Origin of the sequence: Streptomyces sp. SLBN-8D4, assembly GCF_049739545.1 — a bacterium.
GTDB lineage: Bacteria > Actinomycetota > Actinomycetes > Streptomycetales > Streptomycetaceae > Streptomyces > Streptomyces canus_C.
In genome coordinates, this window is the sequence record NZ_JBMGQC010000001.1 from 1,689,054 (window position 1) to 1,713,399 (window position 24,346).

Consider the following 24,346-nt stretch of genomic DNA (forward strand, 5'->3'; position numbering starts at 1 on the left):
TGCACGACGGCGGGACCCCGAAGGGCGGGGAGCGCCCCCTGCGCCCTCGGGGTCCCGCTTCTGTCGTGTGCGCTCAGCACTTCTCCCGCAGCGAGTGCAGGTAGGCGCTGGAGCGGCGGGCGAACGTGAAGGACTCGGCGGGCTGGTCGTGCTCGGCCTGCCAGTGGTGGGCCAGGCGCTCGCCCCGCAGCCGGGTCACGGCGGAGATGAACTTCTGGTAGTCGATGTCGCCGTCACCGACGTCGGTCATGCGGTAGCCGTAGGTGTCGGCGGGGTCGCTCACGCCGTCCTTGACGTGGAAGAGCGAGTAGCGGTGGGGCTGCCTGAGGACGTAGTCGAGGGGTTCGAAGGGGGCGGGGGTGCCGTCGGGCCGCTGGGAGAAGCGGAACTGGCCGGAGTACGCCCAGAAGATGTCCATCTCCAGGAACACCAGGTCGGGGTCGGTCTCCCTGAGCAGCACGTCGTAGAGGCGGACCTTGGGGTTGTCGGTGGCGAAGGAGAACTCCTCGGAGTGGTTGTGCTGGTAGAACTTCATGCCGCGTGCCTTGGCCGCGGCTCCGTAGGTGTTGAACTCCTCGGCGGCGCGCTTCCACGCGTCGACGGTCGAGCCGTAGCGGAACGGTCCCGAGGCGGTGCCGATGTGCTTGAGGCCGAGGGCCTGGGCGTCGTCGAGGACCTTGGTGAGGTTCTGGGCGAAGGTGTAGGCGTTCGGGTCGTCCGCGTAGTAGCCGACGTGGCTGCCGATCGGGTTCAGGCCGTGGTCGCGGGCCAGGCGCTTGAGCTGGGCCAGGGTGATCGGTCCGGCCGAGCCCTGGGTGTAGCCGGCGAACTCGACCTCGTCGTAGCCGTATTTCTCGAGTTCGGCGAAGACGGGGGCGAAGCCGAGCGTGGAGACCTTGTCGCGGAGGCTGTAGAGCTGGATGCCGAGGCGGCCAGGGGGCAGGACGGGGCGGCCGCGGCCGGACGTCTTGTCGGCGGCTTGGGTGGCGGCGGCGGCCGGGACCGCGGCGGAACCCAGCAGCGCGGCCGCGGTGGCGCCGGCGGCCACGCCGAGCATGCCTCGTCTGGTGAGGCGGTGGGTGAGTTCGGGGTCGGGCTGGAACATGCGGCTCATGTCCGGGACTCCTCGGGGTCTGGGGGCGTTGTCAGTGGTGGGTGCTTCACTGGTGACCAGTCAGGAAAGACCGGCCAGTCGGAGCAGGAGTGACTTCACGTCGGTGGCCGCGATGCGGTCGCCGACCGCGTGGGGGGTGGAGCAGATGAGGAGCGGACCGTCGTCGTCGCTCTCGGGGAGGCGGCCGTGGCTGCCGCGAATAGGTGACGGGTCGAGGGGCACTACCGCCATGCGGTAGCGCAGGCCGAGTTTCTTGCGGGCCAGTGCGGTGGCCGCCTTGACCTTGACGTAGGGGTCGAGCGGGTCCATGAAGAGTTCGACCGGGTCGTAGCCGGGTTTGCGGTGGATCTCGACCAGCTGCGCGAAGTCGGGCGCGCGGTCGTCGTCGAGCCAGTAGTAGTACGTGAACCAGGCGTCCGGCTCCGCCACGGCGACGAGTTCGCCGGAGCGCGGATGGTCGAGGTGGTGGGCCTTCTTGCCCTCGTCGTCGAGGAGTTGCTCGATGCCGGGCAGGCCGTCGAGGGCGGCCCGGGTGGCCTCCAGGTCCTCGGGGCGGCGCACGTAGACGTGGGCGATCTGGTGGTCGGCGACCGCGAAGGCACGGGACGCCATCGGGTCGAGGTACTCCATGCCGTCCTGGGTGTGCACCTCCAGGAGTCCGGCGCGGCGCAGGGCGCGGTTGATGTCGACGGGTCGGTCCGCGCGGGTGATGCCGTACTCGGACAGCGCGACGACGGTACGGCCTTGCGCGCGGGCGTCGTCCAGGAGCGGGGCCAGCGCCCTGTCCAGGTCGGCGGCGGCCTTGAGGGAGCGTGGGTCGTCGGGTCCGAAGCGTTGCAGGTCGTAGTCGAGGTGAGGGAGGTAGCAGAGGGTCAGGTCGGGGTGGCGGGTGCCCATGATGTGGCGGGTGGCGTCGATGATCCACTGGCTGGAGACCAGGTCCGCGCCGGGGCCCCAGAAGTGGAAGAGGGGGAAGGTGCCGAGTTTCTCGGTGAGTTCGTCGTGCAGGGCCGGGGGGCGGGTGTAGCAGTCGGGTTCCTTGCGGCCGTCGGCGTAGTAGACCGGACGGGGGGTGACGGTGAAGTCGGTGTCGGCGCCCATGGCGTACCACCAGCAGATGTTGGCGACCGTGTAGCCGGGGTGGGCGCGGCGGGCGGCGTCCCAGAGCTTGTCGCCGGCGACCAGTCCGTTGTGCTGGCGCCACAGGAGTACGTCGCCGAGCTCGCGGAAGTACCAGCCGTTGCCGACGATGCCGTGCTCGCTGGGGTGGGTGCCGGTGAGGAAGGTGGACTGGGCGGCGCAGGTGACGGCGGGCAGGACGGTGCCGAGCGGGGCGTGGGAGCCGGCCCCGGCGAGGGACTTGAGGTGGGGCATGTGGTGGAGGAGACGGGGGGTGAGGCCGACGACGTCGAGGACGAGGAGAGGGTTCGGTGCCGCCTCCGGGGGCTGGTGGCTCATGGCAGCTCCTTCAGGCCGAGGTCCGTCAGCAGGTCGCGGGCGAGGGTGAGTTCGGCGGCGATGCCGTCGGCGAGCTGGGTGCGGCCGCGGGGGCGCAGTTCGGGTGGGAGGGCCTGCCAGGTGTAGGTCTCGACCTCCAGGTGGCGGGTGAGCGGGTGCGGGCCGCCGACGAGCCGGGAGAGGGCGGCCTTGAGTACGGGGAGCGTGGAGGTGAGGGGTGCGGCGGGGGCCGCGTGCAGGGGGACGTGGAAGTGGGCGCGCCAGGGTGCCCCGTCGGGCAGGGCGCCGCCGGCGAGGGCTTCGCCGAGGTCGTCGGTGCCGCGCAGGCCTGCGGCGGTGGAGGTGCGGGTCTGGTGCAGGAAGCGGGGTTCGTCGAAGGCGGCGAGTGCCTCGCGGACCTCGGGCAGGTGGGGGTGTTCGGCGTGCAGGGCGGCTGAGAGCTGGGACTTGACGACGGGGACGCGGGCGGCGGTGAGCGCGTCCAGGGCGGTGTGCGGGTCTTCGAAGGAGGTGGCGAGGTGGCAGGTGTCGACGCAGATGCCGATGCGGTCGTGGGCGATCGCGGTCAGCGGGGCGACGGCGTCGGCGGTGGTCTCGACGACGCAGCCGGGTTCGGGTTCGAGGCCGACGCGGATGGAGCGGCCGGTCAGCTCCTGGAGGGCGTCGAGGCGTTCGGCGAGGGTGCGCAGGGCGGTGCGGGCCTTGTCGGCGCTTGCGTCGTCGTAGGCGGTGCGCCAGGCGAGCGGCAGGGTGGAGATGCTGCCCTCGGTGACGTCGTCGGGCAGGAGTCCGGTCAGGACGCGGGCCAGGGCGGTGGTGTGGTCGAGGCGTTCGGGGTCGGTCCAGTCCGGCTTGTAGACGCGGTACTTGACCTCTTCGGCGCCGAAGCCCTCGTAGGGGAAGCCGTTGAGGGTGACGACTTCGAGGCCGCGGCGGTCGAGTTCGCAGCGCAGGTCGCGCAGTGCGGAGGGGTCGCTGACCAGGGCGTGGGCGGCGTCGCGAGCGAGCCACAGGCCGATGCCGAGGCGGTCGCGGCCGAGGCGGCGGCGGACGGGCTCGCAGTGGTCGCGGAGCTGTGCGACGACGCCGTCGAGGGTTTCGGCGGGGTGGACGTTGGTGCAGTAGGCGAGGTGGACGGTGGTGCCGTCGGGGTGGCGGAAGCGCATGGCTCACGCCCCGCCGCGGAGGATGGAGTTGCCCTCGTGAGTGGCGTCGGTGGCGGCGATGGTGAGGTCGAGGCGGCCGCTGAGTCCGTAGAAGGCGACGGGGTTGCGCCAGAGCACGCGGTCGACGTCGTCCTCGGTGAAGCCCTCGGCGAGCATCAGGTCGCCGACCTTGCGGGTCTTGAGGGGATCGCTGCGGCCCCAGTCGGCGGCGGAGTTCACCAGGACCTGTTCGGGGCCGTACGCGCGCAGGATCGCCACCATGCGTTCCTCGTCCATCTTGGTGTCGGGATAGACGGAGAAGCCGAGCCAGCAGCCGCTGTCCTTGGCCTCCTTGACGGTGGTCTCGTTGAGATGGTCGACCAGGACGCGGTCCATGGGGAGGTCGGATTCGCGGACGACGTCGAGGGTGCGGCGCAGGCCTGTGAGCTTGTCGCGGTGCGGGGTGTGGACGAGCGCGGGCAGCTGGTGGTCGGCGGCGAGCTGGAGCTGGGCGGCGAGAGCGGTGTCCTCGGCGGGGGTCATGGAGTCGTAGCCGATCTCGCCGACGGCGACGACCTGGTCCTTGACGAGATACCGGGGCAGCTCGTCGAGGACGGGGACGCAGCGTGGGTCGTTGGCCTCCTTGGGGTTCAGCGCGAGGGTGCAGTGGTGGGCGATGCCGTACTGGGCGGCGCGGAAGGGCTCCCAGCCCAGCAGGGAGTCGAAGTAGTCGAGGAAGGAGGCGGGGGAGGTCCGGGGCTGGCCCAGCCAGAAGGAGGGTTCGACCACGGCGCGCACGCCGGCGTCGTGCATGGCCTGGTAGTCGTCGGTGGTCCGTGACGTCATGTGGATGTGGGGGTCGAAGATGCGCATCAGGACTCCTTGCCGTGGGGGCCGTCCGCGCCGTTCGGGCCGTGGTCGGCGGCCGGCGCGGGTGGGGTGGCGGTGGGGTCGGTCAGGGTCAGGACGCGGTGCAGGTCCTCGGGCACGGGACGGCCCGCGGCGGTGCGTTCCGCGGCGTAGTCGCCGAGCATGCGGGCGAGTTCGATGTCGGCGTGGGCCCTCCGCTCCAGGTCGGCCACCTCGGTCACGGGCACGCCGGTGAACAGGCACTTCAGGACGGCGTGGCGCCAGTGGTGGGCGTCGAGGTGGCGGGCGGCGTAGGGGCCGACGGCTGCGGCCAGGAGGCGGGTGTCGTTGGTGCGCAGGGCGTCCTCGACGAGCGGGAGGGCCTGCGGGCCGGGCACGAGGTGGGGCAGGGCGTGCAGGACGGCCCGGCGTTCGGCGGCGGTGCCCTGGGCGTAGACGCGGGTCAGGGCGTCGGTGTCGGCGCGGGCGGCGTGCAGGATCAGGATGCGGGCGGCGTCGGCGTGTTCGGGGCCGCAGCGGCGTCCGGCCTCGGCGAGGCGCAGCTCCCACACGGAGATGGGTCCGTGGGCGCCGGGGTGGGCGGCGGCCTCGTCGAGGGCCTGGTCGAGCCAGGCGCGGGCGGCTTCGCCGAGGCGGTCGGAGAGGTGGCTGTGCAGGTCATGCGGCGGGGTTCGGGCGAGGGTGGTGCCCTGGGTGTCCGCCGCGGGGGTTGCCTGGTGGGCAGAGGGGTGGGTCATGGAGTGCTTCCTTGTGAGAGCGCCACTGCCTGACGGAGGAACGGGAGGGAGCGTTCGGCGAAGTGCGGGCCCGCGTGGGAGTGGCGGGGCAGTTCGACGACGGTCAGGCCCTGGTAGCCGGTGTCGGCCAGGGCGGCGAGGACCGGCGGGAAGTCGATGTCGCCGTCGCCGAAGGGAAGGTGTTCGTGGACGCCTCGGCGCATGTCCTCGATCTGGACGTGCCGCAGCCAGGGGCCGGCGGCGCGTACGCAGTCGGCGGGTGGGAGGGGTTCGAGGCACTGGCAGTGGCCGATGTCGAGGGTCAGGCCGAGGGCCGCCGGGTCGCCGAGGGTGGTGCGGAGGTGGTGGAAGTCGGCGAGGGTGGCGAGGAGGTGGCCCGGTTCGGGCTCGACGGCGAGGGGGACGCCGGCGATGGTGGCGGTGTCCAGGACGGGGGTGAGGGTCTCGGCCAGGCGTTTCCACACCGTGTCCGGGTCCGTGCCCGTCGGGGTGATACCGCTGAAGCAGTGCACGGCGTGTGCGCCGAGGTCGGCGGCGACCTGGACGGCCCGGAGCAGCAGGTCGGCACGGCGGGCGCGGTCGTCCGGGTCGGGGTCGAGCAGTGAGGGGCCGTGTTTGCGGCGCGGGTCGAGCACATAGCGGGCGCCCGTCTCGACAGTGACCGTCAGTCCGAGCGCGTCCAGCCGGCGGCCGAGGCGGCGGGTGCGGGCGGCCAGGTCGGGGGCGAGGGGGTCCAGGTGCATGTGGTCGAGGGTCAGACCGACACCGTCGTATCCGAGGTCGGCGAGCAGGGCCAGGGCGTCGTCCAGGCGGAGGTCCGCGAGGCCGTTGGTGCCGTAGCCGAAGCGGAGTGGGGTGGCGCCGGGCTGCGGAGCGGTCCTGGGCCGGGCGAGGGAGGCCGTCCTGTCGCCGGGGCCCGGAGTGGGCCGGTGGCGGACAGCGGGGTCGGTCACGTCTGCATCGGGTGCGTCGGTTGCGTCGGGACTTCGAGGGGGCCGTTGTGCGGCAGCCCGGCCGGTCCTGGGCCCGCCGGGGCTGGGAAGGGGCCGGCGTGGGCCCGGGATGGGTCGGCGGGGAGAGTGGGGGTCGGTCATGTGACGCTCACCTTTCTCGCGAGGCGTGCGGCCAGGGGGGCGAGGGCGGTGGTGAGCAGTGCCGTGACGGTCGCGCTCTTCGTGCGCGAGCGGGCGGCGAGGGCGGCCTGGAGGGGGATCGTGGCTCGGATGCCGGCGGTGACGGCTCGTTGGGTGAGCGGGGGTGAGGGGTTGAGGGTGGCGTGCAGGTACGAGCGGGCTGTGGTGGTCGCGTAGGCGGCGCCGAGGGCGATGCGCAGGGCTGCGTGCGGGTCGAGGGGTTCGGAGTCGGGGCCGGGCTGCCGCGGACGGCGTGGCAGGCGGGACACCGCTGCGACAGCCAGGTCCGCACGGTGGGGCGGGCCCGCCGGATCGCGCGGTCCGGGACCGCTTCGGCTTGCGTCGGTCCGGTCCGAGGGGAGCGAACGCCGCCGGGCCACGGCCCGTGTCAGCGCGGCCGTCACGGCGAGCGCTGCGAGGGGAGCCAGGGCTGAACCGCCCTGGGCTTCGCGGCGGGACACGGTGGTGACGGCGAGGGTGTGGGCGCCGAGCAGCGCGGCGGAGGGCAGGGCCTGCCGGATGCCGGGCAGGGCGGCTGCGGGGATGGTCTTGAGATCGCCGAGCAGGGCGTCCGGCGGCAGGATGCCCCGCGCCCGGGTCCCGCCCCGCAGGGCACTCCTCCGCCCGACGCCCCCATATCCGTCCCCGCCCCTGACCCCACTCCCGCCCCCAGCTGTCGCCGCCGCGCCGAGCAGCAGGTCCAGTCCTCGTGCCGTCGCCATGGCGAACGGTCCCGCCGGGGTGTTCTTCAGGGCCAGGTCGTACGCCCAGACCGTGGCCGCGAGCGGCACCGCGACGGTGAGGGCGGGGCGGCCCGCGCAGGCCGCCAGGGTGAGGCCCGCGCCGGTGAGGGCGCAGGCCGCACCGAGAGCGGCCGTGGGGTGGACACGGCCGGAGGGGAGGGGGCGGTGGGGGCGTTCCACGGCGTCCACGTCCCGGTCGGCCCAGTCGTTGAGGGCCATGCCGGCCTCGTAGAGGCAGAGGGAGGACGCGATGGCGAGGAGGGTGCGGGAGGTGGGTCGTGCGGAGGCTGCCGCCGCTCCGGCGAGGGCGTCGCCGGGGACGGTGAACAGGGCAGGGAGGCGCAGGAGTTCAGCCCAGGCGCGGGCGCGCGGGCGGTCGGTGTGTACAGGGGTCGGTGGTGCGGTGTGCTGGGAGGCGCCCTGGAGGGAGGCCGTGGTGGGTGCCGTCGGCTCACCCGCCTCCTCGGAAAGGCCGTCCACCGCTGCCCTGCTCGCCCTCACCGCTGCTCCTCTCCCGAACGACCCCGGGTGTGGCTCCGCGTGCCGCCGCCGGCGGGCCTTGTCCGGAGGCGTTCCGCGAACCGCACCAGTGCCGCGTACTGCTCCCCCAGCCCCGAAGGTCCCTGCCCCACCGGGTCCTTGAAGTGGAGGCCCGGTTCGCTCAGCGGGCCGGACAGTCCCCTCTCGTGTGCGCGAGCGGTCAGGCGGGCCGGGTCGAGGACGAAGGGGGCGGCCAGGGCGGAGTCGCAGCCCTGCCAGGTGGTCTGGAGGATCATGCGGGTGCCGGGGAAGCCGTCGAAGGCGATGTGGTCCCAGGCGGTCTTCCAGTCGCCGGGGGCGGGGACGTCGTCGATGTGGACCTCTCCCTCGGGGGTGGTGGCGAGGGTGTCGGTCAGCCAGACGCCGACACGCGGTACGGAATCGGACGCGGACATGGGCAGCCTCCTTGTCGAACGCGTCGTGTGCGAACCCCGGACGTGAGGGGAAAGGACGGCGGGCGGGAGTCCGGCGTCCCCCGCCCGCCGCCGCTCAGTCGCCCTTGACGGGCAGTTCCTTGATCCGGATGTCGCGGAACGACACCTGGTCGTCGGCTCCGTGGTTCTGGATGCCGACGTGCCCGTCACGCAGGCTCCGGGCCGGATCGGTGTTGGTGAAATCGTTGATCTTCACGCCGTTGAGCCATACGCGGAGGCGTTCGCCCTGCACGCGGATCTCGTATGTGTTCCACTCCCCCGGCGGGTTCAGCGCACGGTCGCGCTTCTTCAGGTCGGCGGAGCGGAAGCCGTAGACGGACCCTGTCGTCTTCTCGGGTACGTCGGTGGCGTCGATCTGGATCTCGTAGCCGTTGTCCACGGCGGACCAGGGGTCGTCCGAGGGCGGGAAGCCCACGAACACACCGGAGTTGTCGTCCCCGGAGGCGCTCGCCATCTTCCAGTCGAGCTTCAGGGAGTACGACCCGAGGTCCTGGCCGGGGTACCAGAGCATCCCCATGCCGCCGGACGAGGTGAGCGTGCCGTCGTCGGAGCGGGTGAAGGAGCCCGGGCCCGCCTGTTTCCATGCGGCCAGCGACTCGGCGGTGCCGTCGAAGAGCGGGCGGTAGCCGTTCTCCGGCCGGCAGTCGGCCTGTGTGCGGCCGGTCGCGTACCGGATTCCGCCCAGCAGGTGGCCGCGGAAGGCGGGATCGGCGTACGACTCCTTGGTGTGGCCGAGGCCGGTGTAGAAGGCTCGGCCGCCCTGGTAGTCCTGGCACCAGGCGATCGGGTGGTCGCCGTTCATCGTGCCGCCGGTGTAGGACGACTCGTCGAGGGCGGCCAGGACGTGGACCCGTTCGCGGGGGTTGGAGCGGTAGTTGTACCACTCGTCGGTGCGGTTCCACTTCGGGGACAGCTCTGAGGTGGAGGGGTGGGCGCGGTCCTCGACCACCACGGTGGCGGGCTGGATCGCCGGGTGCGACTGGAAATAGGCGCCGGCGAGGCCGCCGTAGAACGCCCAGTCGTACTCGGTGTCGGCGGCCGCGTGGATGCCGACGTATCCGCCGCCGTGCCGGATGTAGCCCTCGAACGCCCGCTGTTGGTCGGGGTCGAGTATGTCGCCGGTGGTGGAGAGGAACACGACCGCGTCGTACCGGCGCAGGTTCCGCGGGGTGAACGCGCTCGCGTCCTCGGTGGCGTCGACCGTGAAGCCGCCGCTCTCGCCGAGCTGCTTCACCGCCGCGATGCCTTCGGGGATCGAGTCGTGCCGGAAGCCGGCCGTCTTGGAGAAGACCAGCACCCGTTCGGTGTCGGTGGAATGCGACACGGCGGGTTGGGACACGCAGCCGAGGAGTAGTGCGGCGCCCACAACTGCCGTTGTCCATCGTCCGGTTGTGTTCATGCGAGTCGCTCCTCTCAGGCGGTCGTGAAGGTGAAGTCGTCCACGTCGAACAGGGCTCCGGTGCCGGTCCCCTTGAAGACCAGGTAGAGCGTGGTGGTGCCTCTGGGGGCGCCGGACAGGTCGGCGGTGACGTCCTGGAAGGTCTCCCAGCCGCCGGTCACCGGTACGGTCGCCGTGCCGAGCAGGGTGCCGGTGGCGGATCCCGCACGGAACTCCAGCGTGCCGCCGGCACCGCCCGAGGAGATGCGTGCGGTGACGGACTTGGCGTTGCCGAGGACGTACGGCGTGAAGGAGATCCAGTCGCCGTTGTTGATGTCGCCGACCGTGTTGCCGCCGTGTGCCGTGTCCTTGGCGATGACGGAGACGCCCGAGCCGGTGCCGAAGTGCTCGGCCTGGCGGTGCCTGGGCTGCAGGACGCTCCGGTCGTGGGTGGTCAGCGGGGCCTGGCCGCCGCCACCGTCGTCGGTGTACTCGGCGTCCAGCACGCCGAAGATGTTGGCGTCCTCGTCGTGGCCGCCGTCGGCGCTGGTCTGGAGGGTGCCGGTGCAGCCGTTGACGGAGGTGACGGGGTGGCCGTGGCTGTCGTGGCCGAGGACGAAGGTGACCTTGACCTTGGCGCAGTCGATGGGCCGGCCGTCCTCGGGGTCGCTCACCCGCACCTTGAAGGGAATCGCGTCCCCGAAGCTGAACAGCTGGCCGTCCTGCGGGAGTTCGAGGGTCACCTTGGGCGCGGTGTTGCCGACGACGATCTGCACGCTCGCGCTGCCGGTTTGGCCCGAGGGGTCCTTGGCGGTCAGGGTCGCGGTGTAGGTGCCGTTCTTCCGGTACCTGTGCGTCGGGTTCGCCGCGGTGGACGTGGAGCCGTCGCCGAAGTCCCAGCTGTAGGTGAGGGCGTCGCCGTCCTTGTCGCTGGTGCCCGCGGAGGAGAACCGCACCCGCAGCGGTGCCTGTCCCGAGGTACGGTCGGCCGCCGCCTGGGCGACCGGGGAGTGGCGGCCGGTGACGTTCTCGATGCGGTACAGGGCGGAGTTCTCGTCGCCGCCGAACCAGGAGAGGCCGTAGTCGAGGACGTACAGCGCGCCGTCGGGGCCGAAGGCCATGTCCATCACCTGGGTGCCGGTCCAGGGGATGTCGTTGATCGACTGGACGGTCCCGTTGTCGTCGCTGGTGATGCGCTTGATCCAGCGACGGCCGAACTCCCCGGCGAAGAAGTCGCCGTCGTAGGCCTGGGGGAACTTCACCGGTGAGTCGAGCGCGGCGTCGTAGTGGTAGACCGGGCCGCCCATCGGGGACTCGGAGCCGGTGCCGAACTCGGGTACCGATCCGCCGTCGTAGGGAATCCAGGCGGCCTGCGCCGGGGGAAGGTCGGTGAGGCCGGTGTTGTGCGGGGAGTTGTTCTTCGGCGCGGCGCAGTCGAAGGAGGTGCCGGAGGTGCCGGTGGCGAAGTCGTAGTCGACGTAGGCATCGTTGTCGCCTGTGCAGTACGGCCATCCGAAGTTGCCGGGGCCGGTCACCCGGGCGAACTCGACCTGGCCCCCGGGGCCTCGGGCCGGGTCCGCGGCGCCCGCGTCGGGGCCGTAGTCGCCGACGTAGACGATCCCGGTCTGCTTGTCGACGCTGAAGCGGAACGGGTTGCGGAAGCCCATGGCGTAGATCTCGGGTCGCGTCTTGTCCGTGCCGGGCGCGAAGAGGTTGCCGTCGGGGATGGCGTAGGAGCCGTCGGCGTTGACCTTGATGCGCAGGATCTTGCCGCGCAGGTCGTTGGTGTTGCCTGCGCTGCGCTGGGCGTCGAAGGCCGGGTTGCGGTTGGCGCGCTCGTCGATGGGGGTGAACCCGTCGGACTGGAAGGGGTTGGAGTCGTCGCCGGTCGACAGGTAGAGGTTGCCGGCCGCGTCGAAGTCGATGTCGCCGCCGACGTGGCAGCAGATGCCGCGGGTGGCGGGGATGTCGATGATCTTCGTCTCGCTGGCGGTGTCGAGGGTGCCGTCGGTGTTCAGGACGAACCGGGAGAGCCGGTTGACTCCGTCGAAGGGGGCGAAGTCGGCCGCGGTGCCGGTTTCGGGGGCGTCGCCCGACGGGGTGTTCAACGGGGGCGCGTAGTACAGGTAGATGAAGCGGTTGGTGGTGAACTGCGGGTCGACGCCGACGCCTTGGAGGCCCTCCTCGTCGTGGGAGTAGACGTCGAGCTTGCCGGCGAGACGGGTGGTGCCGGCCGCGTCGGTGATGCGCAGTTCGCCGTCGCGGGAGGTGTGCAGGACCGAGCGGTCCGGGAGGACGGCGAGCGACATGGGCTCGCCGACCTCGGGTTCGCCCTTGGCGAGGGTGACCTGCTGGAAGTCCTCGGCGGCGGCCTTGGTTGCGGCTCCCTCGCCGGCGACGGCTGCGCCGGCCTGGGGAGCGGCGAGGGTGAGGGAGGCGCCGGCCAGCAGGAAGCCGGTGAGCAGGGCCGCCGCTCTGCGCCAGGGGGCGCGTCGTCTGTGGGTCTCGATTCTGTCGGTCGGGGTGGTGCGGTCTTTCCCGTGCACGGATGCCTCCAGGAAGGGGCCGGTTGTACGGGTGGGTGCGGGTGCGCCGGGATGCGCCGTCATCCCGGAACTGACCGGTGCGGCTTGCTCGTTGCCGGAGCGGTGCGGCTTACTCGCCGCCTCCGAAGGCCGCGTCGAAGGATGCCGACGGGGGCTCGAAGTCGTATGCCTTGAGTCGGTTCAGTGCCTCGGGTGCGCCCTGGAGCCGGTCCATGCCGGCGTCCTCCCACTCGACCGAGATCGGGCCCTGGTAGTCGATGGAGCGCAGCATGCGGAAGACGTCCTCCCAGGGGACGTCTCCGTGGCCGGCGGAGACGAAGTCCCAGCCGCGGCGGGGGTCGCCCCAGGGCAGGTGGGAGCCGAGGCGGCCGTTGCGGCCGTCGAGGCGTGTGCGCGCTTCCTTGCAGTCGACGTGGTAGATCCGCTCGCGGAAGTCGTACAGGAAGCCGACCGGGTCGAGGTCCTGCCACACGAAGTGGGAGGGGTCGAAGTTGAGCCCGAACGCCGGCCGATGGCCAACCGCCTCCAGGGCGCGCTGGGTTGTCCAGTAGTCGTAGGCGATCTCGCTGGGGTGGACCTCGTGCGCGAACCGCACGCCCTCGGTGTCGAAGACGTCCAGGACCGGGTTCCAGCGTTCGGCGAAGTCCTGGTAGCCGCGCTCGATCATCGACTCGGGGGCGGGCGGGAACATGGCGACCAGGTGCCAGATCGCGGAGCCGGTGAAGCCGATGACGGTGTCGACGCCGAAGGCACGGGCGGCCCGCGCGGTGTCCTTCATCCGGTTCGCGGCCCGCCGGCGGACGCCTTCCGGGTCGCCGTCGCCCCACACCTCGCCGGGCAGGATGGCCCGGTGGCGTTCGTCGATGATGGCGTCGCAGACGGCCTGGCCCACCAGGTGGTTGGAGATCGCCCAGCACTTGAGGCCGTACTTGTCGAGCAGCGCGTGCCGGGAGTCCAGGTAGGAGGGGTCGGCGAGCGCCTTGTCGACCTCGAAGTGGTCGCCCCAGCAGGCGAGTTCGAGGCCGTCGTAACCGAAGTCGCGGGCGAGGCGGCAGACCTCTTCGAGGGGGAGGTCGGCCCACTGGCCGGTGAAGAGCGTGAACGTGCGCGGCATCTCTGGGAGCCTCCTCAGACGGCTATCGGGGTGTAGACGGAGTTCTTCTCGGCGCTCTCCTCCACGGCGGCGAGCACCCGCTGGACCTGGAGGCCGTCGGCGAAGGAGGGGGCGGGGCGGCGGCCCTCGGCGATCGCGTGGACGAGGTCGCGGGCCTGGTGGACGAAGGTGTGCTCGTAGCCGAGGCCGTGCCCCGGCGGCCACCAGGCGTCCAGGTAGGGGTGGTCGGGCTCGGTGACGAGGATGCGGCGGAAGCCGGCGTGCGTGGCGGGCTCGGTGGCGTCGTGGTAGGAGAGTTCGTTGAGGCGTTCCAGGTCGAAGGCCAATGAGCCCTGCTCGCCGTTGAGTTCGATGCGCAGTGCGTTCTTGCGGCCGGTGGCGTAGCGGGTGGCCTCGAAGGAGGCGAGGGCGCCGGAGGTGAAACGGCCGGTGAACAGGGCCGCGTCGTCGACGGTGACCTGGCCGCTGCCGGCCCCGGAGACGGCGGACAGGCCTTTGACGGCACCCTCGGCCAGCGGCCGTTCCCGTACGAAGGTCTCGGTCAGGGCGGAGACGCCGGACAGTTGCTCTCCCGCCAGGTACTGCGCGAGGTCGATGATGTGGGCGCCGAGGTCGCCGAGCGAGCCCGAGCCCGCCTGTTCCCTGCGCAGTCGCCAGGTCATGGGGAACTGCGGGTCCACGAGCCAGTCCTGGAGGTAGGTCACTCGTACGTGCCGCAGCCTGCCGAGCCGCCCCTCGGCCACCATCCGGCGGGCCAGCGCGGTGGCCGGCACCCTGCGGTAGTTGAAGCCGACCATCGCCAACTGGCCTCGCTCGAAGGACTCTTCGGCGGCCAGGGCCATCGCCTGGGCTTCCTCCACGGTGTTCGCGAGGGGCTTCTCGCACAGCACGTGCTTGCCCGCGGCGAGCGCGGCGACGGCGATCTCGGCGTGGCTGTCGCCGGGGGTGCAGATGTCGACGAGGTCGACGTCGTCCCGCTCGATCAGCACCCGCCAGTCGGTCTCGGCGGCCGCCCAACCGTGCCGGTCGGCGGCCCGGCGCACGGCGTCCGCGTCCCGTCCGCAGATCGCGGCCAGCACCGGGCGGCGGGGCAGGTCGAAGACGCGTCCGACGGTCCGCCAGCCCTGGGAGTGGGCGGCGCCCATGAAGGCGTAGCCGACCATGCCGATCCGGAGCGGCGGCACCTCGGCCTCCTCTGACTGCTGCGGCTGTGCCATGCGCGATGTCCTCCTCGTCGTCGTGGCGCGGTGGGGGGTGCAGCCCGGTCCGTCGACGAACCGGGCTCCTGGGGCCCGCCCCTCGGATCGGGCCGGCCGGGGCGCGCTGCCGCTCGCGTCCGGCCCGGCCGGTAAGGCGGGCCCCGCGTCGGGACGCCTCACTTGAAGCCGGTGGACATGTACTGGTCGACGTTGGTCTTGTCGACGACGGCCGAGTAGAGGGTGAGCGAGGCCGGGATCTCGAACTCGGCGAGGCCTCCTATGCCCTTGGACTGGCCGAGGGCGCGGGCGAGGTCGATCGCGGAGGCGGCCATGGTCGGCGGGTAGAGGACGGTCGCCTTGAGGACACCGTTGTCCTGCTTGATGGCCTGGAAGGCGGACAGGGCGCCCGCGCCGCCGACCATCAGGAAGTCCTCGCGGCCGGCCTGGTCGATGGCGCGCAGCGCGCCCACGCCCTGGTCGTCGTCGTGGTTCCACAGCGCGTCGAAGCTCGACTGGGCCTGCAGGAGCTGGGCCATCTTGGCCTGTCCGGACTCCACGGTGAACTCGGCGGCCTGGCGGGCCACCTTCCGCACGTTGGGGTAGTTCTTCAGGGCGTCGTCGAAGCCCTTGGTGCGCTGTTTGGTGAGTTCGAGGTTGTCGAGTCCGGCCAGTTCGATGACCTTGGCGTTCGACTTCCCCTTGAGCTTCTGGCCGATGTAGTGGCCTGCGTTGAGGCCCATGCCGTAGTTGTCGCCGCCTATCCAGCAGCGGTATGCCTGCGGGGTGTTGAAGATGCGGTCCAGGTTGACGACCGGGATCCCGGCGCGCATCGCCTTGAGGCCGACCTGGGTGAGGGCCTTGCCGTCCGCGGGCAGGACGACCAGCACGTCGACCTTCTTGTTGATCAGGGTCTCGATCTGGCCGATCTGCTGGGCGGTGTCGTTGGAGCCCTCGGTGATCTCCAGGGTGACGTCCGAGTACTTCTTGGCCCGGTTCTTGGCGTTGTCGTTGATGGCGTTGAGCCAGCCGTGGTCGGCCTGCGGTCCGGCGAAGCCGATGGTGACGGGCTTGCCGGGCGAGTCGGAGGCGGCGGGCTGGTCGTTCGCGGCCGGCTCGTCGTCGCCGGAGTCGTTGCTGGTGCAACCTGCGAGGAGGGCACCGGCCCCGACGGCGGCGGTCCCGAAGAGCAGACCTCTGCGACTGGTGAAGCGGTTCGTGTGCTGTGGCATGGCGGTGAACCCTTTCCTCAGGTCGTGCTTGCGGTACGGCGCTGGACCAGCACGGCGGCGACGATGATCGCGCCCTTGGCGATCTGCTGGACGTCGCTCTGCAGGTTGTTCAGGGCGAAGATGTTGGTGATCGTGGTGAAGATCAGGACGCCGAGCACGGAGCCGGTGATGGTGCCGCGGCCCCCGCTGAGCAGGGTTCCGCCGATGATCGCGGCGGCGATGGCGTCGAGCTCGTAGAGGTTGCCGTTGGTGTTCTGGCCGGAGCCGGACAGGATGATCAGCAGGAAGGCGGCGATGCCGCAGCACAGTCCGGACAGCAGGTAGAGGTAGAGGCGCTGACGGCGGACGTCGATGCCGGCGAGCCGGGCGGCCTCGGCATTGCCGCCGACGGCGACGGTGCGCCGGCCGAAGGTGGTGCGGTTCAGCACCAGCCAGCCGATGATCGTCACGACCGCGAAGACGAGGACCAGCGGAGGGATGCCGAGCACATACGCGTCGCGCTCCCCGAGGTCCAGCACGCTGTTGACGGTGACGACCTGCGTGCTGCCGTCGGTGATCTGCAGAGCGAGTCCGCGGGCCGAGGCGAGCATGGCGAGGGTGGCGATGAAGGGGACCATGGCGCCGTACGCGATGAGCAGCCCGTTGACCAGGCCGCAGCCGACGCCGACGATGACCGCGGTGAAGAGGATGCCCGCGAAGCCGTACTCCTGGGTGGCGACGGTGGTGGCCCACACCGAGGCGAGGGCGACGATCGCGCCGACCGAGAGGTCGATGCCGCCGGAGGTGATGACGAAGGTCATGCCGACGGTGACGACACCGATCACCGAGGCCTGGGTGAGGACGAGTTGGAGGTTGCGGGTGTCGAGGAACTCGTCGGGCTTGGTGATCCCGCCGATGAGGACCAGTACGGCGAGCACGCCGAGGAGGGAGAGGGTGCGGACGTCGGCGCGGGCGAACATCCCTCGCCAGGCGGACGATTCGCTCACCGAAGGCACTTTGTCGGCGCTTCCCCTGGGCGGGGACACATGCTGCGTCATGTCGCCGGGCTTCCTTCCATGACGAGGTCGAGTACACGGTGTTCGTCGAGCTCACGGGCGGGCGCCCGGTGGACGACACGGCCCTCGCGGAGCACCAGGACACGGTCGGCGAGGCCGAGCACCTCGGGGACCTCGCTGGAGACCAGCAGGACGGCCAGCCCTTCGTCGGCGAGGCGGCGGACGACTGCGTACAGCTCGGCGCGGGCTCCTACGTCGACGCCCCGGGTGGGTTCGTCGAGCAGCAGGACCCGGCAGCCGCGCAGCAGCCAGCGGGCGAGGACGGCCTTTTGCTGGTTGCCGCCGGACAGGGTGCGGATCGGCACGGAGGGGTTGTCGGGCCGCAGGGAGAGTTCGCGGGTGGCCGCCCGGGCCGCGCCGAGTTCGGCGCGCCGGTCGATCCAACCGGCTCTGGAGAAGCGGGACATGGAGGAGACGGACACGTTGCGGGTGACCGACTCCAGCATCAGCAGGGCCTGTGCCTTGCGCTCCTCGGGGGCGAGCCCGATCCCGGCGCGGACGGCGGCGCGGACGCTGCCGGGCTTCAAGGGACGTCCGTTCACGGAGACTTGACCGGCGGTGGGCTTGCGGGCGCCGTAGACCGTCTCCAGGATCTCGGAGCGTCCCGAACCGACGAGTCCGGCGAGGCCGACGATCTCCCCGGGGTGGATCACGAGGTCGAGGGGCTCGAACTCGCCCTGCCGGGTGAGCCCTTGGACTTCCAGCAGCGGCTTCTCCCCCTGTGCGGGAGCCGTCGACCGCTCCGGAAAGACGTACTCGACGTTCCGGCCCGTCATCAGCGCCACGACCTCTCGCGTCGGCGTCGACTTGGCGGGCAGTCCGACCGCGACGGCCCGGCCGTCCTTGAGGACCGTCACTCGGTCGCCGATCCGCCGGATCTCCTCCAGGCGGTGGGAGATGTAGACGACGGCGACTCCCTCGGCGGTGAGGTCGCCGACGATGCGGAAAAGGTTGTCGACCTCGTCCGGGTCGAGGGCGGCGGACGGCTCGTCCATCACGATGAGCCGTCCGTCGTGGGAGAGGGCCCGCGCCATGGAGACGATCTGCTGCTGCGCCGCGGGCAACTCCCCGACCAGGCGCGCCGGATCGATCTCCGGGTGCCCGAGTCGTCGTAGCAGCGCGGCGGTGGACTGACGGGCCGCCTTGCCGCGTACGACGAACCCGGCCGTGGTGGGTTCATGGCCGAGGTGGACGTTCTCGGCGACGGACAGGTGTTCCACCAGGTCGAGTTCCTGGTAGATGGTGGCGATGCCGAGGCGCATGGCGGCGATCGGCGAGCGCAGGGCGACCTCCTCGCCGCGCCAGCGCAGGCGGCCGGTGTCGGGCTGGTGGGCGCCGGCCAGCACCTTGATGAGGGTGGACTTCCCGGCCCCGTTCTGGCCGAGCAGACAGTGCACTTCACCGGCCTGGACGTCGAGGTCGACGCCGTCGAGGGCCCGGACTCCGGGGAACGACTTGGTGATGCCGGACATGCTGAGCAGCGGTGGTTCTGGTGCCATGAGGTCCCCTTGGCGGGCGTGCGGGCCGGATTCAGGGCAGGGCGAAGCAGGGCGCCGTACTGGGACGCCTGACGGATTCGAGTGCTCAGGCGGGTGAGAACAGGTGGTCGCTGATGAGCCGGGCCGCGCCGATGACTCCGGCGGTGGGGCCCAACTCCCCCAGAACGATGGGCAGGTTGCCGGTCGCCAGCGGAAGGGACTGGCGGTAGACCTGGGTGCGGATCGCGGCGAGCAGGGTGTGGCCGAGGCCGGTCACCCCGCCGCCGATCACCACCAGGCCGGGGTTGAAGAAGGAGACCAGACCGGCGATGACCTGGCCGGTCCGGTTGCCGCCCTCGCGGATCAGGTCGAGGGCGGTGGGGTCGCCGGCGGCAGCGGCGGCGGCGACGTCGACCGCGGTCAGGCCGCCGTTCGCCGTGTGCCGTGCGGCGAGTGCCTCGGAGCGCCCCTGCTCGACCGCCTCCACGGCGTCCCGGGCGAGGGCCGCCCCGCTGAAGTGGGCTTCCAGGCAGCCCCGGTTGCCGCAGGCGCACGGGCGGCCGTCGGGCACGGCCTGGATGTGCCCGATGTCGCCCGCGCTGCCCGTCACCCCGCGGTGGACCTCACCGCCGGCGACGATGCCGCAGCCGATGCCGGTGCCGATCTTGACGCAGAGGAAGTCGCCCACGGAGCGTGCGACGCCCGCGTGCATCTCGCCCATCGCCATCAGGTTCACGTCGTTGTCGACCATGACCGGGCAGCCGAGTTCCTGGCTCAGCGCCTCCCGTACGGGGAAGCCGTCCCAGCCCGGCATGATCGGCGGAGCCACCGGTACGCCCTCGGGGAAGCGGACCGGCCCGGGGACGCCGATGCCGGCGCCGTCGAACCCCTCCGCGAGCCCGGAGGCCCTCAACTTCGCTGCCATGGACAGGACTTGCTCGAAGACCGCGACCGGGCCCTCGCGGACGTCCATGGGCTGGTTGAGATGTCCCAGGATCTCCAGTTCGGCGTTGGTGACGGCGACGTCGACCGAGGTAGCGCCGATGTCCACGCCGAGGAAACGCAGATTGGGGGCGAGCCGGATGTTGTGGGAGCGACGCCCGCCGCGGGAGGCGGCGAGTCCGTCGGCCACGATCAGGCCCGTCTCCAGCAGCCGGTCCACCTCCACGGCCAGCTTGGACCGTGACAGGTCGACCTGATCGCCCAGTTGCGCACGGGAGTTGGGGCCTCCGTCACGCAACAGCTTGAGCAGCCGGGCCTGGTGCGCGTTCGCGGGTCGTGCCGTCATGCGTCTCACGAGCCCCTCCCCGCCTCATTCGGCCACCAGCCGGTTTGCTTTCGAGGGGAACGTAGCAGCGGCTGCCGAACCTGGGAAGAAGCTGGGCGCAGATTGATGCTCACTTTCTCCACTCGCAGGACAAAGACGTGTCGCACTCTGGTGTCCCGGCGCCCTCACCCGCAGGATGTTGAGCGAGGGAGGGAAGCGCATGTTTCTGGTGACGGGTGCGACAGGGAACGTGGGGGCCGAACTCGTGCGGGCGCTGGCGGAGTCCGGCGAGCGGGTGCGGGCGGTCAGCCGTTCCGGGCGGAGCGAGGGGTTACCGGCGGGCATGGAGGCCGTGGCGGGAGATCTGAACCGGCCCGAGAGCGTGCGGGACGCGCTGGACGGCGTACGGGGAGTGTTCCTGATGCCCGGCTACGAAGGGCAGCGGCAGATCCTGGCGGACGCGCGGGCCGCCGGTGTGCGCCGCGTGGTGCTGCTCTCCGGGCTGTCGGCGGGCACGGGCGACCGGGACAACGCGGTGGCCGGCTATCTGCTGGCCGCGGAGGACGCGGTGCGCGACTCGGGTCTCGACTGGACGTTCGTCCGTCCGACGAGTTTCATGACCAACGCGCTGCGGCTCGCGGACCAGATCCGCGAGGGTGACACGGTCCGGGTGCCGTTCCCCGACGCGCGGACCACCGACATCGACCCCTACGACATCGCGCAGGTCGCCCAACGCGCCCTGCTGTCCGACGAGTTCGCGGGCCGGGTGCTCCAGGTCACGGGCCCCGAGACGCTGTTGCCGGCCGACCGGGTCCGGATCCTCGGCGAGGCGCTGGGCCGGGACCTGCGCGCCGTGGGACTGGGCCACGAGGAGACACGCGCCGAGATGGAGGCGACGGGCATGCCGAAGCCGTACGTCGACGCCTTCTTCGCCTTCTTCGTGGACGGCACCCTGGACGAGTCGGTGGTACTGCCCACGGTGGAACAGGTCACGGGACGCCCACCGCGCACCTTCGCCCAGTGGGCACGGGACCACGCGGAGGCCTTCCGGTGACGTGAGCGGGACGAGGTGAGGCGACTACGACCGCTCGCGCGTGCCACGCCGTCCGCGGCGAGTGGGGCAAGGCAGGTGGGCAAGCAGAAGCGATGACGACCGCTGACGCGCGCGACACGCCGTCCGCGTGTTCTCGCTGCCCCCCATCAGCCCCGCCACCCGCCGCCGACCCGGGCCCACGACCACCACGACCAAGGCCCGGCACCCGACACAGGACCCACGACCGCCCTCCCGAACGACGGCGACTACGACCGCTGACGCGCGTGATACGACGTCCGCGTGCACGCGGCGTGCTCCCGGCATCCGCCCCGTCACCCGCCGCCACGCCCGGCCCACGGTCACCACGACCAAGACCCCGCACCCGACACAGGACCCACGACCGCCCTCCCGAACGACGGCGACTACGACCGCTGACGCGCGTGATACGACGTCCGCGTGTGCTCGGTGTGCTCCCGCATGAGCTCCGTCGCGCGTGGCTGGTCACGGTCGGCGATCGCGGCGATCAGGGCCCGGTGTTCGATCCAGGACTGGCGGCCGCGCTGCCGGGCGACCGGCGTGTAGTACCAGCGCACCCGGCGGTCCACCTGCCCCGCCAGCTCGGCGAGGACCGCGTTTCCTGCCAACTCCATGATCTTCGCGTGGAAGCGGGCGTTCAGGGCGACCGCGCCGTCCACGTCGTCCGCGTCGACGGCCTTGTCGCCCTCCGCGCACAGCGTTTCCAGGGCGGCGATTCCGGCGCTGCCCGCGTTGGCGGCGGCGAGCCGGGCCGCCTCGGCCTCCAACAGCGTGCGCACGGTGAGGAGTTGGTCGGCCTCCTCGTCGGTCGGCTCGTGCACGAACGCGCCCTGGGCGGGCCGCAGATCCACCCACCCCTCGGTGTTCAACCGCTGAAGAGCCTCCCGCACCGGCTGCCGGGACACCCCCAGATGACCCGCCAGCTCACTCTCCACCAGATGCTGACCCGGCTGGAGAGCACGGGTCGTGATGAGTTCCAGCAGCGCCTCGTACACGCGATCACGCAGTGGGCCGGGACGTTCCAGCTTCGGCACGGCTCCCTGCGGCAGACCTGTCGACAACATCGCGGTCCCCCTCCTCGGCGGCGGTCACCCGCGGACACCGCCGGACACCCCTGACTCGTTGCCTTTTGTCTACAGTCTACGACGCACAGGGTCCAGGAAACCAGGCGTCGACCTCGTCACATCCCGTAGGTCACGGGCAGCGGACGACCTGCCCGGCGTAGGACAGGTTCCCACCGAAGCCGAACAGAAGCACCGGGTCCCCGGTCGAGATCTCGCCCTGCTCGACCAGTTTGGAGAACGCGAGGGGAATGCTGGCCGCGGACGTGTTCCCGGACTCGGTGACGTCGCGGGCCACCACGGCGTTGACCGCGCCGATCTTCTCCGCGAGGGGCTCGATGATCCGCAGGTTCGCCTGGTGCAGCACGACCGCAGCGAGGTCCTCGGGGGTGAGCCCGGCGCGTTCGCAGGCCTGCCGGGCCAGCGCCGGCAGCTTCGTGGTCGCCCACCGGTAGACGCTCTGCCCCTCCTGCGCGAACCGGGCCGGCTCGCCCTCGATCCGCACGGCGTGCCCCATCTCGGGCACCGACCCCCACAGCACGGGCGAGATTCCGGGCACGTCGGCCCCCTCGACGACCGCCGCACCCGCCCCGTCCCCCACGAGGACACAGGTGGTGCGGTCGCTCCAGTCGGTCACCGCGGACATCTTGTCGGCGCCGATCACCAGCGCACGGGTCGCCGCACCGGCCCGGACGGTGTGGTCGGCGGTGGCCAGGGCGTGGGTGAAACCGGCGCACACCACGTTGACGTCCATCGCGGCGGGCGAGGGGATGCCGAGCCGGGCCGCGACCCGGGCGGCCATGTTCGGGGACCGGTCGACTGCGGTCGAGGTGGCCACCAGGACCAGGTCGATGTCGGCGGGCGTGAGCCCGGCCGCGGCCAGCGCCTTGGCGGCGGCGTGCGCGGCGAGCTCGTCGACCGGCTCGTCCGGTCCGGCGATGTGACGGGTCCGGATGCCCACCCGGGACCTGATCCACTCGTCGCTGGTGTCGACCAGGCCCGCCAGATCCTCGTTGGTGAGCACCTTGGCGGGCTGGTAGTGGCCGACTGCGGCGATCCGCGAGCCGTTCATGGAGGGTCCCCCTCGTTGCCTTGGGTAGCGGGATCCACCAGTCTGATCAGTGACTCACGGGTACGCGGGCACGTAAGGCCACAGGAAACGGGCGCCCGAGTTGTCGGCTTCCCTCACCCCTCGGACGTCCGAACACCTGTCGAACAGTTACTTGGTGAACAGCTGCGTGGCCTTCTGCACGAGCTCGTATAGCCCGTAGACGAGCGGTGTGCCCACCCACACCCAGGCCAGGGCGATGAGAGGGCGCCGGTCAGGCGGACTCTGACTGCTGTCGGGCTGTGACATCGGCGGCCTCCCTCGGTGCGGGGATGTGGTGACGGGCACTGACGGGGCGGACCAGCTCATTGGCGACGAAGCCGACGGCGAGCAGCCCGATCATGATCATGAACGAGAGGCTGTAGAGGTCGGACCCGCTCTTGCCCGCTTCCTCCTGCCGGTCGGCTATCCAGTTCACGATCAGCGGTCCGAGGACCCCGGCAGTGGACCAGGCGGTCAGCAGCCGGCCGTGGATGGCGCCGACCTGGTAGGCGCCGAAGAGATCCTTCAGATAGGCGGGGATCGTCGCGAAACCGCCGCCGTAGAAGGACAGGATCACCAGCGCGCACAGGATGAACAGTGGCTTCGAGGAGTCGCCGAACAGGGCGATGAGCCCGTACATCACCGCACCCACGCCCAGGTAGACGCGGTAGATGTTCTTCCGTCCGATCAGGTCGGACGTCGACGACCAGCCGATGCGGCCCGCCATGTTGGCGGCCGACAGCAGCGCGACGAAGCCGGCCGCGGCCGACACCGAGACCGGGGTCGAGGTCTCCTTGAAGAAGTCGGTGATCATCGGGGCGGCCTTCTCCAGGATGCCGATGCCCGCGGTGACGTTCATGCAGAGCACGATCCACAGACACCAGAACTGGGGCGTGCGCACGGCGTTGCGCGCCGAGACCTGAGGGCCGTCGAAGGCGCTGGGCGCGCTCTCGACCGGCTTCTCGCTGCGCGGCACGCGCACCAGCAGGACTCCGAGGAGCATGAATACGGCGTACGACAGCCCGTGCACGAGGAACGCGAGCGCGATCCCGGAGCTGTCGGAGCCGAAGGACTCCAGCATCTGCGCCGACCAGGGCGAGGCGATGAGCGCGCCGCCGCCGAAGCCCATGATGGCGATGCCGGTGGCCATGCCGGGCCGGTCCGGGAACCACTTGATCAGGGTGGAGACCGGTGAGATGTAGCCGATGCCGAGGCCGATGCCGCCGACGAAGCCGTAGCCGAGGACGATCAGCCAGTACTGCTCGGTGGCCGCCCCCAGCGCGGACAGCAGGAAGCCGGACGAGAAGCAGATCAGCGCCACCGTCATCGCCCAGCGCGGCCCGTTGCGCTCCACCAGCGTGCCGCCGAACGCGGCGGACAGGCCGAGCATCACGATGCCGAGCTGGAAGGGCAGTGCGCTCTGCGTGCCGCTGAGACCGAGCGCGGACTCGAGCGGCGGCTTGAACACCGACCAGGCGTACGCCTGTCCGATGGAGAGATGGACCGAGAGAGCGGCCGGGGGGACGAGCCAGCGGCTCCAGCCCGGGGGCGCGACAGGGGGACTCATGATCCCGAACGGTAGGAACAATCAGGTTGGTTGAAAAGGCGGCACGTCGACCGTATGCGATGAGCGGTATCCCGGACGCGACGAACGGTCGGACCGGCCGGTTTCCGGGACGGATTTCG

20 protein-coding genes and 1 pseudogene are annotated in these 24,346 nt (G+C 71.3%); 1 reads left to right on the plus strand and 20 read right to left on the minus strand.

What is annotated here, in order from left to right:
- Positions 1–73: 73 nt before the first annotated feature.
- From RKD20_RS07780 to RKD20_RS07855, 16 genes and pseudogenes are all read right to left on the minus strand, one after another.
- Positions 74–1,114, minus strand: a complete 1,041-nt coding sequence (locus tag RKD20_RS07780; protein WP_424877058.1) for a sugar phosphate isomerase/epimerase family protein — start codon at positions 1,112–1,114, stop codon at positions 74–76.
- Between the two features lie 60 nt (positions 1,115–1,174).
- Positions 1,175–2,572: a nucleotide pyrophosphatase/phosphodiesterase family protein gene (locus RKD20_RS07785; RefSeq protein WP_424877059.1), complete on the minus strand. Its 1,398-nt coding sequence runs from the start codon at positions 2,570–2,572 to the stop codon at positions 1,175–1,177.
- Positions 2,569–3,738, minus strand: coding sequence for a metabolite traffic protein EboE (gene eboE, locus RKD20_RS07790; protein ID WP_424877060.1), 1,170 nt, complete (start codon positions 3,736–3,738; stop codon positions 2,569–2,571). Before eboE ends, RKD20_RS07785 begins: the two co-directional genes overlap by 4 nt.
- A 3-nt stretch (positions 3,739–3,741) precedes the next feature.
- On the minus strand, positions 3,742–4,590 hold the full coding sequence (locus tag RKD20_RS07795) for a TatD family hydrolase (RefSeq protein WP_424877061.1): 849 nt from the start codon (positions 4,588–4,590) through the stop codon (positions 3,742–3,744).
- On the minus strand, positions 4,590–5,324 hold the full coding sequence (locus tag RKD20_RS07800; protein ID WP_424877062.1) for an EboA domain-containing protein: 735 nt from the start codon (positions 5,322–5,324) through the stop codon (positions 4,590–4,592). Before RKD20_RS07800 ends, RKD20_RS07795 begins: the two co-directional genes overlap by 1 nt.
- Positions 5,321–6,277 (minus strand): sugar phosphate isomerase/epimerase family protein, encoded by a 957-nt coding sequence (locus RKD20_RS07805; protein WP_424877063.1) that lies wholly within the window; start codon positions 6,275–6,277, stop codon positions 5,321–5,323. The genes RKD20_RS07800 and RKD20_RS07805 overlap by 4 nt, the downstream gene beginning before the upstream one ends.
- Positions 6,278–6,414: 137 nt before the next feature.
- Positions 6,415–7,545, minus strand: a complete 1,131-nt coding sequence (locus tag RKD20_RS07810; protein WP_424883171.1) for an SCO3242 family prenyltransferase — start codon at positions 7,543–7,545, stop codon at positions 6,415–6,417.
- Between the two features lie 152 nt (positions 7,546–7,697).
- Positions 7,698–8,096: pseudogene (locus RKD20_RS07815) on the minus strand (inositol-3-phosphate synthase); the annotation flags it as partial.
- A 133-nt stretch (positions 8,097–8,229) separates the two neighbouring features.
- On the minus strand, positions 8,230–9,573 hold the full coding sequence (locus RKD20_RS07820) for a ThuA domain-containing protein (RefSeq protein WP_424877064.1): 1,344 nt from the start codon (positions 9,571–9,573) through the stop codon (positions 8,230–8,232).
- A 14-nt stretch (positions 9,574–9,587) separates the two neighbouring features.
- Complete coding sequence (locus RKD20_RS07825) at positions 9,588–12,098, minus strand: PQQ-dependent sugar dehydrogenase (protein WP_424883172.1); 2,511 nt, start codon at positions 12,096–12,098, stop codon at positions 9,588–9,590.
- 109 nt (positions 12,099–12,207) lie between these two features.
- Positions 12,208–13,212: a sugar phosphate isomerase/epimerase family protein gene (locus RKD20_RS07830; protein WP_424877065.1), complete on the minus strand. Its 1,005-nt coding sequence runs from the start codon at positions 13,210–13,212 to the stop codon at positions 12,208–12,210.
- A gap of 14 nt (positions 13,213–13,226) precedes the next feature.
- Positions 13,227–14,429 (minus strand): Gfo/Idh/MocA family protein, encoded by a 1,203-nt coding sequence (locus RKD20_RS07835; protein ID WP_424877066.1) that lies wholly within the window; start codon positions 14,427–14,429, stop codon positions 13,227–13,229.
- Between the two features lie 158 nt (positions 14,430–14,587).
- Positions 14,588–15,640 (minus strand): substrate-binding domain-containing protein, encoded by a 1,053-nt coding sequence (locus RKD20_RS07840; protein ID WP_424877067.1) that lies wholly within the window; start codon positions 15,638–15,640, stop codon positions 14,588–14,590.
- A gap of 17 nt (positions 15,641–15,657) precedes the next feature.
- Positions 15,658–16,677, minus strand: a complete 1,020-nt coding sequence (locus RKD20_RS07845; RefSeq protein ID WP_028808813.1) for an ABC transporter permease — start codon at positions 16,675–16,677, stop codon at positions 15,658–15,660.
- A complete protein-coding gene (locus RKD20_RS07850; RefSeq protein WP_424877068.1) occupies positions 16,674–18,194 on the minus strand; it encodes a sugar ABC transporter ATP-binding protein in 1,521 nt (506 codons plus the stop codon). The genes RKD20_RS07845 and RKD20_RS07850 overlap by 4 nt, the downstream gene beginning before the upstream one ends.
- A gap of 85 nt (positions 18,195–18,279) precedes the next feature.
- The gene (locus RKD20_RS07855; RefSeq protein WP_020124587.1) at positions 18,280–19,461 is read right to left on the minus strand and encodes an ROK family transcriptional regulator; all 1,182 of its coding nucleotides are present in this window, start codon (positions 19,459–19,461) and stop codon (positions 18,280–18,282) included.
- Positions 19,462–19,660: 199 nt separating this feature from the next.
- Here RKD20_RS07855 and RKD20_RS07860 point away from each other — a divergent pair, with 199 nt between their 5' ends.
- Entirely contained in the window at positions 19,661–20,494 is an 834-nt protein-coding gene (locus tag RKD20_RS07860; protein ID WP_424877069.1) for an NAD(P)H-binding protein, read from the plus strand.
- 401 nt (positions 20,495–20,895) lie between these two features.
- On the opposite strand, the gene RKD20_RS07865 is transcribed toward RKD20_RS07860, so the two are convergent.
- The 4 genes from RKD20_RS07865 to RKD20_RS07880 form a co-directional block, all read right to left on the minus strand.
- Positions 20,896–21,573, minus strand: coding sequence for a GntR family transcriptional regulator (locus RKD20_RS07865; RefSeq protein ID WP_424877070.1), 678 nt, complete (start codon positions 21,571–21,573; stop codon positions 20,896–20,898).
- A gap of 130 nt (positions 21,574–21,703) precedes the next feature.
- Complete coding sequence (locus tag RKD20_RS07870; RefSeq protein WP_424877071.1) at positions 21,704–22,642, minus strand: beta-ketoacyl-ACP synthase III; 939 nt, start codon at positions 22,640–22,642, stop codon at positions 21,704–21,706.
- Positions 22,643–22,789: 147 nt separating this feature from the next.
- Positions 22,790–22,927 (minus strand): MFS transporter small subunit, encoded by a 138-nt coding sequence (locus RKD20_RS07875; protein ID WP_020124584.1) that lies wholly within the window; start codon positions 22,925–22,927, stop codon positions 22,790–22,792.
- A complete protein-coding gene (locus RKD20_RS07880) occupies positions 22,893–24,227 on the minus strand; it encodes an OFA family MFS transporter (protein ID WP_424877072.1) in 1,335 nt (444 codons plus the stop codon). The genes RKD20_RS07875 and RKD20_RS07880 overlap by 35 nt, the downstream gene beginning before the upstream one ends.
- Positions 24,228–24,346: the final 119 nt, after the last annotated feature.